Source organism: Streptomyces sp. IBSBF 3136, from assembly GCF_036815105.1.
GTDB lineage: Bacteria > Actinomycetota > Actinomycetes > Streptomycetales > Streptomycetaceae > Streptomyces.
Map to the genome: position 1 here is coordinate 15,634 of NZ_JAJSZC010000034.1, position 18,272 is coordinate 33,905.

15 protein-coding genes are annotated in these 18,272 nt (G+C 72.4%); 8 read left to right on the forward strand and 7 right to left on the reverse strand.

The features are described 5' to 3' along the window. Window positions 1-27: 27 nt before the first annotated feature. From V7E45_RS10470 to V7E45_RS10480, 3 genes are read right to left on the reverse strand one after another with little or no spacing between them, the layout of a single operon-like run. Window positions 28-1,713, reverse strand: coding sequence for a thiamine pyrophosphate-binding protein (locus tag V7E45_RS10470; RefSeq protein ID WP_333773816.1), 1,686 nt, complete (start codon window positions 1,711-1,713; stop codon window positions 28-30). 24 nt (window positions 1,714-1,737) lie between these two features. After that, a complete protein-coding gene (speB, locus tag V7E45_RS10475; RefSeq protein WP_333773817.1) occupies window positions 1,738-2,706 on the reverse strand; it encodes an agmatinase in 969 nt (322 codons plus the stop codon). Window positions 2,707-2,762: 56 nt separating this feature from the next. Continuing rightward, the gene (locus V7E45_RS10480) at window positions 2,763-4,235 is read right to left on the reverse strand and encodes a sodium:solute symporter (protein ID WP_333773818.1); all 1,473 of its coding nucleotides are present in this window, start codon (window positions 4,233-4,235) and stop codon (window positions 2,763-2,765) included. Window positions 4,236-4,421: 186 nt separating this feature from the next. Between V7E45_RS10480 and V7E45_RS10485 the strand changes: the two genes are divergently transcribed. Both V7E45_RS10485 and V7E45_RS10490 read left to right on the forward strand, forming a co-directional pair. Then, on the forward strand, window positions 4,422-5,978 hold the full coding sequence (locus tag V7E45_RS10485; protein WP_333773819.1) for a helix-turn-helix domain-containing protein: 1,557 nt from the start codon (window positions 4,422-4,424) through the stop codon (window positions 5,976-5,978). 62 nt (window positions 5,979-6,040) lie between these two features. Further along, the gene (locus tag V7E45_RS10490) at window positions 6,041-6,829 is read left to right on the forward strand and encodes a phosphatase (RefSeq protein WP_333773820.1); all 789 of its coding nucleotides are present in this window, start codon (window positions 6,041-6,043) and stop codon (window positions 6,827-6,829) included. Window positions 6,830-6,913: 84 nt separating this feature from the next. Here the strand turns inward: V7E45_RS10490 and V7E45_RS10495 are convergent, their stop codons facing one another. The 4 genes from V7E45_RS10495 to V7E45_RS10510 all read right to left on the reverse strand — a co-directional run bounded on the left by V7E45_RS10495 (window position 6,914) and on the right by V7E45_RS10510 (window position 10,361). Beyond that, window positions 6,914-7,291 carry a hypothetical protein gene (locus tag V7E45_RS10495; RefSeq protein WP_333773821.1) on the reverse strand — a complete coding sequence of 126 codons (378 nt, stop codon included), beginning with the start codon at window positions 7,289-7,291 and terminating at the stop codon, window positions 6,914-6,916. 292 nt (window positions 7,292-7,583) lie between these two features. Then, complete coding sequence (locus V7E45_RS10500) at window positions 7,584-8,450, reverse strand: acyl-CoA thioesterase (protein WP_333773822.1); 867 nt, start codon at window positions 8,448-8,450, stop codon at window positions 7,584-7,586. 36 nt (window positions 8,451-8,486) lie between these two features. Then, window positions 8,487-9,644: an acyl-CoA dehydrogenase family protein gene (locus tag V7E45_RS10505; protein ID WP_333773840.1), complete on the reverse strand. Its 1,158-nt coding sequence runs from the start codon at window positions 9,642-9,644 to the stop codon at window positions 8,487-8,489. Window positions 9,645-9,743: 99 nt separating this feature from the next. Next, window positions 9,744-10,361 carry an SACE_7040 family transcriptional regulator gene (locus V7E45_RS10510; protein ID WP_333773823.1) on the reverse strand — a complete coding sequence of 206 codons (618 nt, stop codon included), beginning with the start codon at window positions 10,359-10,361 and terminating at the stop codon, window positions 9,744-9,746. Between the two features lie 96 nt (window positions 10,362-10,457). Here V7E45_RS10510 and V7E45_RS10515 point away from each other — a divergent pair, with 96 nt between their 5' ends. The 6 genes from V7E45_RS10515 (at window position 10,458) to V7E45_RS10540 (ending at window position 18,270) form a co-directional block, all read left to right on the forward strand. Then, on the forward strand, window positions 10,458-12,074 hold the full coding sequence (locus tag V7E45_RS10515; protein WP_333773824.1) for a carboxyl transferase domain-containing protein: 1,617 nt from the start codon (window positions 10,458-10,460) through the stop codon (window positions 12,072-12,074). 11 nt (window positions 12,075-12,085) lie between these two features. Further along, entirely contained in the window at window positions 12,086-14,011 is a 1,926-nt protein-coding gene (locus tag V7E45_RS10520) for an acetyl/propionyl/methylcrotonyl-CoA carboxylase subunit alpha (protein WP_333773825.1), read from the forward strand. Window positions 14,012-14,028: 17 nt separating this feature from the next. Next, on the forward strand, window positions 14,029-14,949 hold the full coding sequence (locus tag V7E45_RS10525; protein WP_443056007.1) for a hydroxymethylglutaryl-CoA lyase: 921 nt from the start codon (window positions 14,029-14,031) through the stop codon (window positions 14,947-14,949). Window positions 14,950-14,954: 5 nt separating this feature from the next. After that, a complete protein-coding gene (locus tag V7E45_RS10530; RefSeq protein WP_317443499.1) occupies window positions 14,955-16,115 on the forward strand; it encodes an acyl-CoA dehydrogenase family protein in 1,161 nt (386 codons plus the stop codon). A 195-nt stretch (window positions 16,116-16,310) separates the two neighbouring features. After that, window positions 16,311-17,357, forward strand: coding sequence for an ABC transporter substrate-binding protein (locus V7E45_RS10535; protein WP_333773827.1), 1,047 nt, complete (start codon window positions 16,311-16,313; stop codon window positions 17,355-17,357). A gap of 70 nt (window positions 17,358-17,427) precedes the next feature. Then, complete coding sequence (locus tag V7E45_RS10540) at window positions 17,428-18,270, forward strand: siderophore-interacting protein (RefSeq protein WP_333773828.1); 843 nt, start codon at window positions 17,428-17,430, stop codon at window positions 18,268-18,270. Window positions 18,271-18,272 lie beyond the last annotated feature (2 nt).

Consider the following 18,272-nt stretch of genomic DNA (forward strand, 5'->3'; position numbering starts at 1 on the left):
TGGTTCCCGGCCGCGCCGGGCGGACCCCTAGCCCAGATGCGTGGGCGCGAACATCCGCAGGACCGCCGGGAGTACGACCACCGACGGACCGGGGGTCGCCAGCGCCTTCGTCAGGTTCGTCTCCAGGGTCTCTGGGGTCGTGCGGAACCCGGGGACGCCGAAGGACTCGGCCAGGGCCACGTAGTCGGGCCGGGACAGTTCGGTCGCCGTCGCCTGGCCGAAGGCGTCCGTCATGTACTCGCGCAGGATGCCGTAGCCGCCGTCGTCGACGATCAGCCAGGTGACCGGCAGGTCGTACTGGCGGGCCGTGGCCAGTTCGGCGATGGAGTACAGGGCCCCGCCGTCGCCGGAGACCGCGAGGACCGGGCGGGTCGGGTCCGCGGCGGCCGCGCCCAGGGCCGCCGGGTAGCCGTAGCCGAGGCCGCCGGCGCCCTGCGCCGAATGCATGGTGTTCGCGCCGCGCGGGTCGAAGGCGGACCAGGCCCAGTACGCGAGGATCGTCATGTCCCAGAAGGACGGGGCGCCGGACGGCAGGGCGCGCCGGACGGCCGCCAGTACGTCCTGTTCCAGGGTGAGTTCCTGGGCGGCGATGCGGTCGGCGACCTTCGCCAGGACCTCCCGGACCCGCCTCGGCGCCGATTCGTCGTGACGCTCCTGGACCGTCTCCAGCAGGGCCTGGAGGGCCGGGCGGGCGTCGGCGTGGATGCCGAGGGCGGGGTGGTTGGATTCCAGCTTGCCGAGGTCGGCCTCGATCTGGATCACCCGGCCGCGCGGCTTGAACGTGTGGTAGTTGGAGGACAGTTCACCGAGGCCCGAACCGACGACGAGGAGGACGTCCGCGTTCTCCAGGAACTCCGTGGTGTGGCGGTCCTCCAGCCAGGACTGGAGGGAGAGGGGGTGCTCCCAGGGGAAGGCGCCCTTGCCGCCGAAGGTGGTGACCACCGGCGCGTTCAGCTTCTCGGCCAGCGCGCGCAGCTTGCCCGTGGCGTCCGCGCGTACCACCCCGCCGCCCGCGATGATCGCCGGGCGCTCGGCGCGGGACAGCAGGTCAGCCGCCACCGCCGTCAGTTCGGGGCGCGGCACCAGCTCGTCCGGGGTCGCGTCCATCGCCGTCACCACCGGCAGGGTGGCCCGAGCGAGCAGCACGTCCTGCGGGATCTCCACCCACACCGGGCCGTGCGGAGCGGTCAGCGCCGACTTCCAGGCCGCCGCGATCGCGGACGGGATCTGGGACTGGCTGCGGACCGTGTGGACCGACTTCACCACACCCCGGAACGAGGCGGCCTGGTCCGGGAGTTCGTGGAGGTAGCCGTGCCGGCCACCGCCGAGGCCCGCCGTCGGGATCTGGCTGCTGATCGCCAGGACGGGGGCCGAGGCCGCCGCCGCCTCCTGCAGCGCGGCCAGGGAGGTCAGGGCTCCCGGGCCGGTCGACAGGAGCAGCGGGGCGGCCTCGCCGGTGACGCGGCCGTACGCGTCCGCCGCGAAGCCCGCGTTGTTCTCCACCCGCAGGCCGACGTAGCGCAGCGACGAGCGGCGCAGGGCGTCGAACATGCCGAGGGCGTGCTGGCCGGGCAGGCCGAAGACGGTGGTCGCGCCGAGCCCGGCCAGCGTCTCCACGACCAGGTCTCCGCCGTTGCGTCCGGGAGGCGGGTTCAGCGCGGCCTCCGTCTGCGCGGGCGTCGGGCGGAGTACCAGGTCGTGGTCGTGAGTCACTGCTCTCGATCCCCCTAAGGAGCGTCAGGCGTTGCGGGCCGCCGCGATCTGGCGGCTCATGATGGTGGTCAGTTCGTAGGCGGTGTGGGAGGCGGCCACCGAGGTGATCTCCGCGTGGTCGTACGCGGGGGCGACCTCGACGACGTCCGCCGACACCAGGTTGCACGACGCCAGGCCGCGCAGGATCTCCAGCAGCTCGCGGGAGGTCATGCCGCCCGCCTCCGGGGTGCCGGTGCCGGGCGCGTGGGCCGGGTCGAGGCAGTCGATGTCGATGGAGATGTACAGCGGGCGGTCGCCGATGCGCTGGCGGAGCTGGTCGGCCACCTCGTCGGCGCCGCGGCGGTAGACGTCGGCCGAGGTGACGATGCCGAAGCCCATCTTCTCGTCGTCGGTGAGGTCCTGCTTGCCGTACAGCGGGCCGCGGGTGCCGACGTGGGAGAGCGCCTCGGTGTCGAGGATGCCCTCCTCCACCGCGCGGCGGAACGGGGTGCCGTGGGTGTACTCGGCGCCGAAGTAGGTGTCCCAGGTGTCCAGGTGGGCGTCGAAGTGGAGCAGGGCCACCGGGCCGTGCTTCTTCGCGACCGAGCGGAGCAGCGGGAGGGCGATGGTGTGGTCGCCGCCCAGGGTCATGAGGCGGGCGCCGGTGCCGAGCAGCTCGTCGGCCGCGGCCTCGATGGTGTCGACGGCCTCGTTGATGTTGAACGGGTTCACCGCGATGTCGCCGCCGTCGGCCACCTGGGCGAGGGCGAACGGCGACGCGTCCTGCGCCGGGTTGTAGGGGCGCAGCAGCCGGGACGCCTCGCGGATGGCGTTGCCGCCGAAGCGGGCGCCCGGCCGGTACGAGACGCCGGAGTCGAACGGCACGCCCACGACGGCGACGTCGGCGGTGCCGACCTCGTCCAGACGGGGCAGCCGGGCGAAGGTGGCGGGTCCGGCGTACCGCGGGATGCGGGAGGAGTCGACGGGGCCGCGGGGCGTCTCGTTGCTGCTCATGGTCGAATGCCTTCTTTCTTGCGCTTCGTCGCGCATGTACTGCTTTTCATACGACTCTACTGGGGAGCCGGGACCGGTTCGGACGCGAGTTCGGGGGACCGTCCGGCAAGACGGTCGCGCCAGGTGGCGAGGACGGCCTCGTCGGTGGGCCGGGTGGCCAGCGAGACCGCGACGTAGGCGGCGAGGGAGGCGAGCAGGCCGTAGTAGACCGGCTCGTTGGCGAGGATGCCGTAGCCGGCCATCAGGCCGATCACGGCGAGACCGCCGACGATCACGGAGGCGAGCGCGCCCTGCACGGTGCCGCGCTTCCACAGCAGGCCGCCGAGGATGGGCACGAGCAGGCCGCCGACCAGCAGGTTGTAGGCCACGGTCAGCGCCTCGACCACGTTGTTCAGCGCGATCGCGGTGCCGATCACCGCGACGCCCATGATCAGGATGAAGACGCGGTTGCCGCGCACCTCGTCGTGCGCCTCCCCGTCCGCGTCCCGGTCGCGGCGCACCGCGCCGCGCAGCCGGGACCAGATGTCGTTGTTGGCGACGGTGGCGCAGGCGATCAGGGCGCCGGACGACGTGGACATCACGGCGGCGAGGGCGGCGGCCAGCACCAGGCCGCGCACGCCGACGGGCAGTTCGTCCTTGACGATGGTGGCGAAGGCGTCGTCGGGGCTGCCGAGCTTGGGGTAGAGCACCTTGGCCGCCGTACCGATGACGGCGCCGGCGAGGGCGTAGACCAGGCAGTAGGTTCCGGCCACCGTGCCGCCCCAGCGGGCGGTCCTGTCGCCGCGGGCGGTGAAGACGCGCTGCCAGATGTCCTGGCCGATGAGCATGCCGAAGGTGTAGATCAGCACGTAGGTGAAGATCGTCTCGCCGCCGATGCCCAGCGGGTCGAAGTAGGAGGTCGGGAGCTTGGCCTTCATCTCGGCGAAGCCGCCCGCCTTGACCACGGCGATGGGCAGCAGCAGGAGCAGCACGCCGATCGTCTTGACGACGAACTGGACCATGTCGGTCAGGGTGATGGACCACATGCCGCCGAGCGTGGAGTAGGCGACCACGATCGCGCCGCCGAGTACGATGGCGACGGTCCGGTTCATGTCGAACAGGACGTCGAAGATGGTGGCGTAGGCGATCGTGGAGGTCACCGCGAGCATGAGGGTGTAGGCCCACATCACGACGCCCGAGATCACACCGGCCCGGCCGCCGTAGCGCAGGTCCAGCATCTCGGAGACGGTGTAGACCTTCAGCCGGGCGATGCGCGCGGAGAAGAACACGGACAGGGCCAGCAGCCCGAGGCCGATGGTGAACACCATCCAGGCGCCGGACAGCCCGTACTGGTAGCCGAGCCCCACTCCGCCGATGGTGGACGCGCCGCCGAGGACGATCGCGGCCATGGTGCCGGAGTACATGGCGGGGCCCAGCCGGCGGCCGGCCACCAGGAACTCGCTCTTCGACTTGGCGCGGCGCATGCCCCACCAGCCCATGGCCAGCATTCCGGCGAGATAGACGACGATCACTGTGTAGTCGACGGCCATGCGGGGGCCCTCCTTCGCGCACTCGGTGGCGTGTCGTGCAGATACGTGGGGGTGTCCTCGTGAGAGGGGGCGACGGCAGCGGCTGCGGGGACATCCGCCCGTACCCGCGGCTGCCGTGCTGCCTTGACCCTAGGTGGCCGGAAAGCGACTGCGAAGTGTACGTTTCATCCACAGGAGCGGGGGCGGATGGAGGAAACGCACACCATGCCGGACCCGATCGCCTCTGCCGCCCCACTGGCCCCCGGAGTCCCAGCCGCTCCGGCGGTCCCACCGACCCCACCGGTCCCGCTCACGGCCCTGCTGGCCCGGGAGGACCTGGCGCTGCGGCAGATCGCCGGACCCGCGGCCCCGGACGTGGTGATCCACTGGGCCCACACCTCGGAGATGGCCGACCCCTACCCGTACCTGCTGGGCGGCGAGCTGCTGCTCACGGCCGGGGTGCACGTCCCGCGGGACGTGGACCCGGAGCGCCTGGGCGACTACTTCGGCGGGTACGTCGCCCGCATCGTGGCCGCCGGCGGGGCGGCCCTCGGCTTCGGTCTGGCCCCCGTGCACGACACGGTCCCGCCCGCCCTGGTCGCCGCGTGCGAGGCCGCTTCCCTCCCCCTCCTCGAGGTGCCGCCGCGGACGACCTTCTCCGGTGTCGCCCGCGCGGTCTGGCAGCTGATGGCGCAGGCCCGCCTGGCCGAGCTGCGCCGGGTGACGGAGGCCCAGCAGAGCCTCGCGGCCGCCGCCTCCCGCCCGGACCCGGTACCCGCCGTGCTGCGCCAGCTCGCCCAGCGCCTCGGCGGCCGCGCGGTGCTGCACGGGCCGGACGGCAGCGAGATCGCGGGGGCGGGCCGGGAACCGGCCGGGCCGGCCCGCGACGCGCTGCGCCGGCTGGCGCGAGTGGTGCGGCCGGCCGCCGGCGCGGGCGCGGCCCCCGCGCCCGCCTCCGCCACCGACACCGTCGGCGACACCCATCTGCTGGCCTACGCCCTCGGCTCGGGCGAGGGCTTCGTGCTCGGTGTGGCCACCTCCCAGCGCGAACCCGGCGACCACACCGTCGCCTCGGTCGCCTCCGTCCTCCTGTCGCTGCTCACCGGCGAACACCAGAGCGGTGCCGGGGCGGCCCGATCCTCCGCGCTCGTCCGGCTGCTGCTCGGCGCCGCGCCGGAGGCGGTCGCGCCGCTGCTGGAGCCCGGCGGCGGGCGGTGGGTCGTCGTGCACGCGCGGCCGGAGACGCAGGACCCGGACGCGGTGGCGGCCTCCGCGCTCGGCGCGGCCCTCGGCTCGCCGCTGGTCGACCTCGCCCGGGACGTCGTCCGGGTGCTGGTGCCCGCCGGGCGGGAGCCGGCCCCGCAGCCGGGCTGGACCCTCGGCGTCAGCGCGGCCGTCGAGCCGCTGGAGTGGCCGGCCGCCGACCTCCAGGCGGCCCGGGCGCTGGCCCGGGCCCGCGCCACCCGCGAACCGCTGGTGCGGCACGGCGCCCGGCCGGGCCTCGCGGACCTGGTGTCCCGGCCCGACGCCGAGTCACACGCCCGTGCGCTGCTCGCGCCGCTCGCCGGCCGGCCCGAACTCGCCGAGACGCTGCGGGCCTGGCTCTCGCTGCACGGGAGTTGGGACCGCACGGCGGTGGCGCTCGGCGTGCACCGCAACACCGTGCGGCAGCGGATCGCCCGCTGCGCCGCCCTGTTGGGGGCCGACCTGGACGACGCGGACCTGCGGATGGAGCTGTGGTTCGCGCTGCGGCACGGTGGGTGACCCGCGTCCCAGGGTGCGGTATGCCGAAGACGCGCGGGGCCCGCTGCCCCACAATGGGAGACATGCCGATATCCGGGACACCCAGCCGCGCCCAGCTCGTCGACCACCTGGTGAGGACCCGTATCGCGGGGGACGTCGCCACGCCCCGCGAGAACAACCTCTCCCACTACCGCCAGCTCGCCAACGGTGTCCGCAACTTCTGGTTCGGCCTTGAGCTGGGCGACCGCTGGCGGGACGAGCAGGACGTGCTCGCGGTCATGGCCGAGCGGGTGGGTGTCAACGACGATCCCGAGTACCGGTACGGGCAGGACACCATCGATCCCGAACTGACGGTGGACGCGCTGGAGCGCCTCGCGCGCAGGCTGCGCAAGGCGGCCGACGGGCGGCAGCGGGTGCTGTTCGCCACCGGTCACCCCGGCGGCCTGCTGGACGTGCACCGGGCCACGGCCCAAGCGCTGCGCGCCGCCGGCTGCGAGATCGTCGTCATCCCGGACGGACTGCAGACGGACGAGGGTTATGTGATGCAGTTCGCGGACGTGGCCGTCCTGGAGCACGGCGCGACGCTGTGGCACACGCACTCCGGTGAGCCGATGCGGGCCATCCTCACGGGACTTGAGCGCGAGGGGCGTCCGCTGCCCGACCTCGTGGTCGCCGACCACGGCTGGGCGGGGTACGCCGGGCAGCACGGCGTCGACTCCGTCGGGTACGCCGACTGCAACGACCCGGCGCTGTTCCTCGCCGAGTCCGAGGGCACCCTCCAGGTGGCGGTGCCGCTCGACGACCATGTCGTCAGCCCGCGCCACTACGACCCGATGACGGCGTATCTGCTGGCGGAGGCCGGGCTGTCCTGACGCCCGCCCGGCCGGCCGCCGCCACGCGCGTGGGGGTACGGTCCCGACGTGGGACCGCACCCTCACCTCAGTGCGTGGCCGGTTCTAGTGACCTCCTCCGCCGCCGTGACCGCCACCGCCGTAACCGCCACCGCCGTGGTCGCCACCGCCGCCACCGCCGTGGTCGCCACCGCCGTAACCGCCGTGGTCGCCGTTGTCGTAACCGCCGTGGTCGCCACCGCCGTGGTCGCCGTTGTCGTAACCGCCGTGGTCGCCGTGACCGCCGTAGCCGTCGTCGTCGTTCCACCAGCCGTTGTCGTGGCCCCAGTCGTTGTTTCCGTAGTCCCTGCTGTGGTTGTAGCCACCGTGGTCGCCGTGGTCCGACGCCGAGGCAGTGCCCGCCGCCCCGATCGCGGCTCCGCCGGCCAGCAGGATTCCGGCTGCGGACGTCGCGACAAGACGCCTCGTGCGTGTTGCTCGCATGGGAGTACCTTCCATCGTCTCTCGTGGTCCCTGAGGGATCGTCACGAGGTGGACGGCCGCCACCGCACGGGAACGAGAAGGGTGCGGCGCGGTCTGTTGGATGTCACCGCTGGCTCATGACCGGCATCTTTGGCCGGCCGACGCCTGCGACCCTGTCATAGGGTGTCGCGGCTGAGGTCAGAGCTGTCCTGGGACCTCGTCGGCCGCCGGTGCCGTGCACTTGCGGCTTTCACTCCAAGAGCCTAGTACCGCACCCGTCACTCGTCATCTCGGGCGACTAATCGCGTCCCATTCATCGGGGGACGCGCACCACGCCCTCCTGGATCACCGTGATGGCGAGCCGTCCGTCCTGGGTGTGGATACGGGCCTGGCCGAGGCCCCGGCCGCCGTGCGCGGACGGCGACTCCTGGTCGTACAGCAGCCACTCGTCGGCGCGGAACGGCCGGTGGAACCACATGGCGTGGTCCAGGGAGGCGCCGACCACGTCGCCCACGGCCCAGCCGCCGCGCCCGTGCGCGAGCAGCACGGAGTCCAGCAGGGTCATGTCGGAGACGTAGGTGGCGAGGACCACGTGGAGCAGGGGGTCGTCGTCGAGCTTGCCGTTGGTGCGGAACCACACCTGGGAGTGCGGCTCGCGCGGCTCGCCGAACCTGCCGTACGGCGGCTCGTCCACGTAGCGCAGGTCGATCGCCTCGCGGGCCTCCAGGAAGCGGTCCACCACCTCGGGCGCCAGGTGGCCGTAGCCGCGCAGCCGCTCCTGGGAGGTGGGCAGGCCGGCCGGGTCGGGCGCGGCCGGCATGGGGGCCTGGTGGTCGAGGCCCTCCTCGTACGTCTGGAAGGACGCCGAGAGGTGGAAGATCGGCTTGCCGTGCTGGACGGCGACCACGCGGCGGGTGGTGAAGGACCGGCCGTCGCGGATGCGGTCGACGGTGTAGACGATCGGCGCGCCCGGGTCGCCGGGGCGCAGGAAGTACGCGTGCAGGGAGTGGGCGGGCCGGTCGGCGGGGACCGTACGCCCCGCGGCGACCAGCGCCTGCGCCGCGACCTGCCCGCCGAACACGCGCGGGACGACGGCGGCGCGGGACCGGCCGCGGAAGATGTTCTCCTCGATCTGCTCCAGGTCGAGCAGATCGAGGAGACTCCGAAGTGCCTGGCTCATGGCTCTCAGTTGTACCGGCCAGTCGTCTCGGGGACCTTACAGCCCCATGTCCTTGGCGATGATCGTCTTCATGATCTCGCTGGTGCCGCCGTAGATGCGGTTGACGCGGTTGTCCGCGTACAGGCGGGCGATCGGGTACTCGTTCATGTAGCCGTAGCCGCCGTGCAGCTGGAGGCAGCGGTCGATCACGCGGTGGGCGACCTCGGTGCAGAACAGCTTGGCGGAGGCGGCCTCGGCGGGGGTCAGCTCACCGGCGTCCAGCGCCTCGGTCGCGCGGTCGGCGACGGCCTCGGCCGCGTCCACCTCGGCCTGGCAGGCGGCCAGCTCGAACTTGGTGTTCTGGAAGTGGGCGACCGGCTTGCCGAAGACGGTGCGCTCCTGGACGTACTGCTTGGCGAACCGGACGGCGGCCTTGGCCTGGGCGTAGGCGCCGAAGGCGATGCCCCAGCGCTCGGAGGCCAGGTTGTGACCGAGGTAGTAGAAGCCCTTGTTCTCCTCGCCCAGCAGGTCCTCGACCGGGACCTTGACGTCGACGAACGCCAGCTCGGCGGTGTCGGAGGTCTTCAGGCCCAGCTTGTCGAGCTTGCGGCCGACCGAGTAGCCCTCGGACTTGGTGTCGACGGCGAAGAGGGAGATGCCGTGGCGGCGGTCCTCGGCGGTCGGCGCGGCCGTGCGGGCACAGACGATGACCTTGTCGGCGTGCACACCGCCGGTGATGAAGGTCTTGGCGCCGTTGAGGACGTAGTGGGTGCCGTCCTCGGAGAGCTTCGCGGTGGACTTCATGCCCGCGAGGTCGGAACCGGTGCCCGGCTCCGTCATCGCGATGGCCCACATCTCCTCGCCGGAGACGAACTTCGGCAGGTAGCGCTTCTTCTGCTCGTCGGTGGCGAGCATCTTGATGTAGGGGAGGGCGAGCAGCACGTGCACGCCGGAGCCGCCGAACTGGACGCCAGCGCGGGCGGTCTCCTCGTAGAGGACGGCCTCGAACTTGTGGCTCTCCATGCCCGCCCCGCCGAACTCCTCGGGGACGTTGATGCCGAAGATACCCAGCTCGCCGAGCTTGTAGTAGAAGTCACGCGGAGCCTGGCCGGCCGCGAACCACTCGTCGTAGACGGGCACGACCTCGGCCTCGATGAAGGCGCGGAGGGTCTCCCGGAACGCCTCGTGATCCTCGTTGAACACCGTACGGCGCACGCCGCCCACCTCCAGGTACCTGTCTAAGCGCTTGCTCATCTCCGAAGATACCGGTGAGTACGCTCAGTCGTCCAGGGTGAGGTGCGCCACCCGTCCGGATCAGCCCTCCTCGGCGCCCTCCGCGCCGCCCGCCGCGGCGAAGGCGCCCCGGGCCATCCGGTGCAGCAGCGCCGCCATGGCCCCGCGGCCGGGCAGGGCGCCGGCGCGGCCGAGGTGCGGCGTGGAGTTCAGCAGGCCGAAGACGGAGTGGACGGCGGAGCGGGCCGACGGCTCGGTGAGGGCCGGGTAGACCTTTCTGACCACCTCGACCCACAGCTCCACGTACTGCCGCTGGAGCTGGCGCACGAGCTTGCGGTCGCTGTCGCGCAGCCGGTCCAGCTCGCGGTCGTGCAGGGTGATCAGGGGGCGGTCGTCCAGGGCGAAGTCGATGTGGCCCTCGATGAGGGAGTCCAGCACCGCCGGGGCGCCCGAACGCCCGTCGGCCTCCGCCAGCCGCCGCTTGGCCCCGGTCAGCAGCTGGCCGCTGATGCCGACCAGCAGCTCGGCGAGCATCGCGTCCTTGCCGGGGAAGTGCCGGTACAGACCGGGGCCGCTGATGCCGACCGCCGCGCCTATCTCGTCCACGCCGACGCCGTGGAAACCACGCTCGGCGAAGAGGCGGGCGGCCTCCTTGAGGATCTGCTCGCGGCGGGTGGGGGCGTCGGTTCTGGTGACCATGCCTGCAATTCTAGACAGCGAGGTTAGCGGTCGTTAACCTGAAGGAAATGGTTAACGCTCATTAACAGTACGACCACTGGGTGAGGGGACCGCAGGATGCACGAGGCACCGGAGCTGACGAGCGCGGCAGATCCCGCGTCGGAGGCCTGGCGAGCCAATGAACAGGCTCACCTCGCCCTCGTCGGCGAACTGCGCGCCAAGCTGGGCGCGGCAGCCGAGGGCGGCGGGGAGAAGGCACGGGCGCGGCACACCGCGCGCGGGAAGCTGCTGCCGAGGGACAGGGTGGACACCCTGCTCGACCCCGGCTCACCGTTCCTGGAGCTGGCCCCCCTCGCCGCCGACGGGATGTACGACGGGCAGGCACCGGCCGCCGGCGTCATCGCCGGGATCGGGCGGGTCAGCGGGCGCGAGTGCGTGATCGTCGCCAACGACGCCACCGTCAAGGGCGGCACGTACTACCCGATGACGGTGAAGAAGCACCTGCGCGCCCAGGAGGTGGCCCTGGACAACCGGCTGCCGTGCGTCTACCTGGTCGACTCCGGCGGGGCGTTCCTGCCGATGCAGGACGAGGTGTTCCCGGACCGCGAGCACTTCGGGCGGATCTTCTACAACCAGGCGCGGATGTCCGGCGCCGGGATCCCGCAGATCGCGGCCGTCCTCGGCTCGTGCACGGCCGGCGGCGCGTACGTGCCGGCCATGAGCGACGAGGCCGTGATCGTGCGCAACCAGGGGACGATCTTCCTGGGCGGTCCGCCGCTGGTGAAGGCGGCCACCGGCGAGGTCGTGACCGCCGAGGAGCTGGGCGGCGGCGAGGTGCACTCCCGAATCTCCGGTGTCACCGACCACCTCGCCGAGGACGACGCGCACGCCCTGCGGATCGTGCGCGACATCGTCGCCACGCTCCCCGCCCGGCAGTCGCTGCCCTGGGAGGTCACGCCGGTCGTCGAGCCGAAGGTGGACCCGTACGGGCTCTACGGCGCCGTCCCCGTGGACTCCCGCACCCCCTACGACGTGCGCGAGATCATCGCGCGCGTGGTCGACGGCTCCCGGTTCGCCGAGTTCAAGAGCGAGTACGGGCAGACCCTGATCACGGGCTTCGCCCGGATCCACGGGCACCCGGTCGGGATCGTCGCCAACAACGGCATCCTCTTCTCGGAGTCCGCCCAGAAGGGCGCCCATTTCATCGAGCTGTGCGACCAGCGCGGCATCCCGCTGGTGTTCCTGCAGAACATCTCCGGCTTCATGGTCGGCAAGGACTACGAGGCGGGCGGCATCGCCAAGCACGGCGCCAAGATGGTCACGGCGGTGGCCTGCACGCGGGTGCCGAAGCTGACCGTGGTGGTCGGCGGCTCGTACGGGGCCGGCAACTACTCCATGTGCGGCCGGGCCTACTCCCCCCGCTTCCTGTGGATGTGGCCCAACGCCAAGATCTCCGTGATGGGCGGCGAACAGGCCGCCTCGGTGCTCGCCACGGTCAAGCGGGACCAGCTGGAGGCCCGCGGCGAGGACTGGGCGGCCGAGGACGAGGAGTCCTTCAAGGCGCCGATCCGCGCGCAGTACGAGCACCAGGGCAACGCCTACTACGCCACCGCCCGCCTCTGGGACGACGGCGTCATCGACCCGCTGGAGACCCGTCAGGTGCTGGGACTCGCCCTGACGGCCTGCGCCAACGCGCCACTGGGAGACCCCCAGTTCGGCGTCTTCCGGATGTGAGGAGGGGAACCGTGTTCGACACAGTACTGGTGGCCAACCGGGGCGAGATCGCCGTACGCGTCATCCGTACGCTCCGCTCGCTGGGCGTGCGCTCGGTGGCGGTCTTCTCCGACGCCGACGCCGACGCGCGGCACGTCAGGGAGGCCGACACGGCGGTACGGATCGGCCCGGCGCCCGCCGCCGAGAGCTATCTGTCGGTGGAGCGGCTGCTGGAGGCCGCCGCCCGCACCGGCGCCCAGGCCGTCCACCCGGGGTACGGCTTCCTCGCCGAGAACGCGGGCTTCGCCCGTGCGTGCGAGGAGGCGGGGCTGGTGTTCATCGGCCCGTCGGCGGACGCGATCGCGCTGATGGGCGACAAGATCCGCGCCAAGGAGACGGTGAAGGCGGCCGGGGTCCCGGTGGTGCCGGGGTCGAGCGGCAGCGGGCTCACGGACGCCGAACTGGCCGCCGCCGCACGCGAGATCGGCATGCCCGTGCTGCTCAAGCCGTCCGCCGGCGGTGGCGGCAAGGGCATGCGGCTGGTGCGGGACGTGACCGCGCTTGAGGAGGAGATCGCGGCCGCCCGCCGCGAGGCCCGCGCCTCCTTCGGCGACGACACCCTGCTGGTGGAGCGGTGGGTCGACCGCCCCCGGCACATCGAGATCCAGGTGCTGGCGGACGGCCACGGCAACGTGGTCCACCTCGGCGAGCGCGAGTGCTCCCTCCAACGGCGGCACCAGAAGATCATCGAGGAGGCGCCCAGCGTGCTCCTCGACGAGGCGACCCGGGCCGCGATGGGCGAGGCCGCCGTGCAGGCGGCGCGCTCCTGCGGGTACCGGGGCGCGGGCACGGTGGAGTTCATCGTGCCGGGCGGCGACCCGTCGTCGTACTACTTCATGGAGATGAACACCCGCCTCCAGGTGGAGCACCCGGTCACCGAGCTGATCACGGGTCTCGACCTGGTGGAGTGGCAGCTCCGGGTGGCGGCCGGGGAGCGGCTGGGCTTCGCCCAGCAGGACGTGACGCTGACCGGGCACGCGGTCGAGGCCCGGATCTGCGCCGAGGACCCGGCGCGCGGCTTCCTGCCCTCCGGCGGCACGGTGCTGCTGCTCGACGAGCCGCAGGGCGACGGCGTCCGCACCGACTCCGGCCTCAGCGAGGGCACCGAGGTGGGCAGCCTGTACGACCCGATGCTGTCCAAGGTCATCGCCTACGGCCCCGACCGCGCGACGGCGCTGCGCAGGCTCCGCTCCGCCCTGGCGGGGACGGTCACCCTGGGCGTGCAGACCAACGCGGGGTTCCTGCGGCGGCTGCTGGCGCACCCGGCGGTGGTGGCGGGCGAGCTGGACACCGGTCTGGTGGAGCGCGTGGTGGACGAGCTGGTCCCCACCGAGGTGCCGGAGGAGGTGTACGAGGCGGCGGCGGCCGTGCGGCAGGAGGCGCTGGCGCCCCGGGGCGCGGGCTGGACCGACCCCTTCTCGGTGCCGAGCGGCTGGCGGCTGGGCGGCACCCCGAAGGCGGCCGCCTTCGACCTGCGGGTGGCCGAGCCGGTCAGGTACACCCCCCGAGGCACCCACAGCGTCACCGGCGACCGGGTGTCCGTCACCCTCGACGGCGTCCGCCACTCCTTCCGCCGGGCCGGTGACTGGCTCGGCCGGGACGGCGACTCCTGGCAGGTGCGGGACCACGACCCGGTGGCGGCCTCCCTCACGGGGGCCGCGCACGCGGGCGCCGACTCGCTCACCGCACCCATGCCGGGCACGGTGACCGTGGTGAAGGTGGCCGTCGGCGACGAGGTCGCGGCGGGTCAGAGCCTGCTGGTGGTCGAGGCGATGAAGATGGAGCACGTCATCTCCGCCCCGCACGCCGGCACGGTCGCCGAGCTGGACGTGACGCCGGGCTCGACGGTCGCCATGGACCAGGTCCTCGCCGTCATCGCGCCCAAGGAGGCGGAGTGAGCACCGGCCCGCTGCCCATGGTCGTACCGGCCCAGGACCTGCCCGCGCGGGTACGGATCCACGAGGTCGGCGCGCGCGACGGGCTGCAGAACGAGAAGACGGCCGTACCGACCGAGGCGAAGGCGGAGTTCATCCGCCGCCTGGCCGACGCGGGCCTGAGCACGATCGAGGCGACGAGCTTCGTCCACCCCAAGTGGGTGCCCCAGCTCGCCGACGCCGAGCAGCTGTTCCCGCTCGTCGGCGGCCTCGACGCCGACCTGCCGGTGCTGGTGCCCAACCAGCGCGGCCTGGAGCGGGCGCTCGCCCTCGGCGCGCGCCGTATCGCGGTGTTCGCCAGCGCCACGGAGTCCTTCGCGAAGGCCAACCTCAACCGCACCGTGGACGAGTCGCTGGCCGTGTTCGAGCCGGTGGTGCGGCAGGCGAAGGACGCGGGCGCGCACGTCCGCGGCTATGTCTCCATGTGCTTCGGCGACCCCTGGGAGGGGGCGGTCCCGCTCCACCAGGTGGCCCGCGTCTGCACGGCCCTGCGGGACATGGGCTGCGACGAGCTGAGCCTGGGCGACACCATCGGGGTCGCCACCCCGGGCCATGTCCTGGAACTGCTCTCCGTGCTGAACGAGGAGGGCGTGCCGACGAACACCATCGGCGTGCACTTCCACGACACGTACGGCCAGGCGCTCGCGAACACCTACGCGGCCCTGGAACACGGTGTGACGACGATCGACGCGTCCGCCGGGGGCCTCGGCGGCTGCCCGTACGCCAAGTCCGCCACCGGCAACCTCGCCACCGAGGACCTCGTCTGGATGCTGCACGGACTCGGCATCGAGACCGGGGTCGACCTCGGCCGTCTGACCGCCACCAGCGTGTGGATGGCCGAACAGCTGGGCCGCCCGAGCCCGTCCCGTACCGTCCGCGCTCTCTCCCACAAGGACCAGTGATCAGCATGGACCACCGCCTCAGCCCCGAGCTGGAGGAACTCCGCCGTACGGTTGAGGAGTTCGCGCACGATGTCGTGGCGCCGAAGATCGGCGACTTCTACGAGCGGCACGAGTTCCCGTACGAGATCGTCCGCGAGATGGGCCGCATGGGCCTGTTCGGGCTGCCGTTCCCGGAGGAGTACGGCGGCATGGGCGGCGACTACCTGGCCCTCGGCATCGCCCTGGAGGAACTGGCCCGGGTCGACTCGTCGGTCGCCATCACCCTGGAGGCGGGCGTCTCCCTGGGGGCCATGCCGATCCACCTCTTCGGCACGGAGGAGCAGAAGCGCGAGTGGCTCCCCCGGCTGTGCTCCGGCGAGATCCTCGGCGCCTTCGGCCTGACCGAGCCGGACGGCGGCAGCGACGCGGGCGCCACCCGGACCACGGCCCGCCTCGACCCGGACACCGACGAGTGGGTGATCAACGGCTCGAAGTGCTTCATCACCAACTCCGGTACGGACATCACCGGTCTGGTGACGGTCACGGCGGTCACCGGCCGCAAGCCGGACGGCAGGCCGCAGATCTCGGCGATCATCGTCCCGTCGGGCACCCCCGGCTTCACGGTGGCCGCGCCGTACTCGAAGGTCGGCTGGAACGCCTCCGACACCCGTGAACTGTCCTTCCAGGACGTCCGGGTGCCCGCCGCGAACCTGCTGGGCACGGAGGGCCGGGGTTACGCCCAGTTCCTGCGCATCCTCGACGAGGGCCGCATCGCCATCGCGGCCCTGGGCACCGGCCTGGCCCAGGGCTGTGTGGACGAGTCGGTGAAGTACGCCAAGGAGCGGCACGCCTTCGGCCGGCCGATCGGCGCCAACCAGGCCATCCAGTTCAAGATCGCGGACATGGAGATGAAGGCCCACACGGCCCGGCTGGCCTGGCGGGACGCCGCCTACCGGCTGGTGGCCGGTGAGCCCTTCAAGAAGGAGGCGGCCATGGCCAAGCTGTACTCCTCCACGGTCGCCGTCGACAACGCCCGTGACGCCACGCAGGTGCACGGCGGCTACGGCTTCATGAACGAGTACCCGGTGGCCCGCATGTGGCGCGACTCCAAGATCCTGGAGATCGGCGAGGGCACGAGCGAGGTCCAGCGCATGCTGATCGCGCGGGAGTTGGGGCTGGCCGGCTAGCGGGCACCGGCCCGCGCGGGTTCAACGCACGGCACACGTAGGCGGGTCCGGTCGAAGACGGCCGGGCCCGCCGGCGTGTCCGGGTGCGGCGCGCGCGGCCCGGGGCCCGCCCCCTGGACATCTACTGAGGTTAGGCTAACCTTCCTTTGAACTTGTCCGGCGGGCGCTCCGCCCCGGTCGAAAGCAGTCGTACCCATGTCCTACGCCCGTGCCACCCACCTCACTCGCCGCGGTCTGCTCGCCGCGGGCGGCGCCCTCGGACTCGGTGCCGCGCTCGCCGCCTGCGGGGACGGCAACGGGAAGGACGGGGACCCCGGGAAGGCCGCCACGAGCGGCGGGTCCGGTCCCTGGAGCTTCGAGGACGACCGCGGCACGACCGTGAAGCTGGACAGGGCCCCCGCCACCATCGTCGCCTTCACCGGTGTCGCCGCCGCGCTGTACGACTACGGCATCCAGGCCAAGGGCGTCTTCGGGCCCACGAAGACCGGCGACGGCAAGCCCGACGTCCAGGCCGGCGACATGGACATCAGCAAGGTGACCGTCCTCGGCAACACCTGGGGCCAGTTCAGCATCGAGAAGTACGCGGCCCTCGCGCCCGACGTGCTCGTCTCGACCATGTTCGACGACGCCGGCACCCTCTGGTACGTCCCCGACGAGTCGAAGAAGAAGATCGCCCAGCTGGCTCCCAGCGTCGGCATCTCCGTCTACGACCGCCAACTCACCCAGCCGCTGCAGCGCCTGTGGGAACTCGCCGAGTCGCTCGGCGCCGACATGAAGGCCGCGAAGGTCACCGCCGCCAAGAAGCGCTTCGAGGACGCGGCCGCCCGGCTGCGCGCCGCCGCCAGGGCCAAGCCCGGCCTCAAGGTGATGGCCGGCTCCGCGAGCGACCAGCTGTTCTACGTCTCCGGCACCGACCTCTCCGTCGACCTGGAGTACTTCAAGGCCCTGGGCGTGAACTTCGTCGAGCCCCCGGAGAGCGCCAAGAAGCAGGGCGGCGGCTGGTACGAGTCGCTGAGCTGGGAGAACGTCGACAAGTACCGGGCCGACATCATCATGATGGACGACCGCACCTCGGCCATCCAGCCCGCCGACATCACCAAGGCCACCTGGAAGAAGCTGCCCGCGGTCAAGGCCGGCCAGGTCATCGCGCGCTCGCCCGAGCCGATCCTCTCCTACGACAAGTGCGTGCCGCTGCTCACCAGTCTGGCCGAGGCCCTGGAGAAGGCCGAGAAGGTCAGCTGACCCACGCCCACCTCCCGCCGGTGACCGGCAACCACCTGACACTTCCTGAAACCCACCCTCAGGAGCACCCATGACGACGGCCGTGGCCGCCCCGTTCCGCTTCTTCTCCCTCCAGGTCGTACGGACGAGGCGGCTCGGCCCGTCCCTGGTCCGCGTCACCTTCGCCGGTGCCGACCTGCACGCCTTCCACTCCGACGGACGCGACCAGTCCCTGTCGCTGTTCCTGCCGCACCCGGGCCAGCACGAGCCCGCCGTGCCGCTGGAGCTGGGCGAGGGCTGGTGGCAGGGCTGGCGCGAACTCCCGGACGACGTACGGGCCGTGATGCGCTCGTACACCCTGCGGGCGCTGCGCAGGAATCCCGACGAGATCGACATCGACTTTGCGCTGCACGGCGTCGAGCCGGACGCCCCGGCCCCGGCCGGTCCCGCCTCCCGCTGGGCGTCCCGGGCCGCGGCGGGCGACCGTGTCCTGCTGCTGGGCCCGGCGGTCGCCGACAACCGCGCCATCCGCTTCCGGCCGCCCACGGACACCGACCTGGTGGTGCTCTGGGGCGACGAGACCGCCGTACCGGCCGCGACCGCCGTGCTGGAGTCCCTGCCCGCGGGCACCCGCGTCCGCGCGTGGCTCGAGGTGCCGCACGCCGGCGACATCCAGGACGTACGGACCGGGGCGGACGCGGAGATCACCTGGCTCGTGCGGCACGACGGGGCCCCCATGGCCGTCGACGCCGTACGGGAAGCGCGACTGCCCGACGCCGGGCGGCCGTACGTCTGGCTCGCGGGCGAGTCCGGCCGGGTGAAGGCGCTGCGCCGGCACTTCACCGCCGAGCGCGGGATCGACCGGCGCCGCGTCACCTTCGTCGGGTACTGGCGGCAGGGCATGACGGAGGAACAGCTCCGCGCGGCGGAGTGACT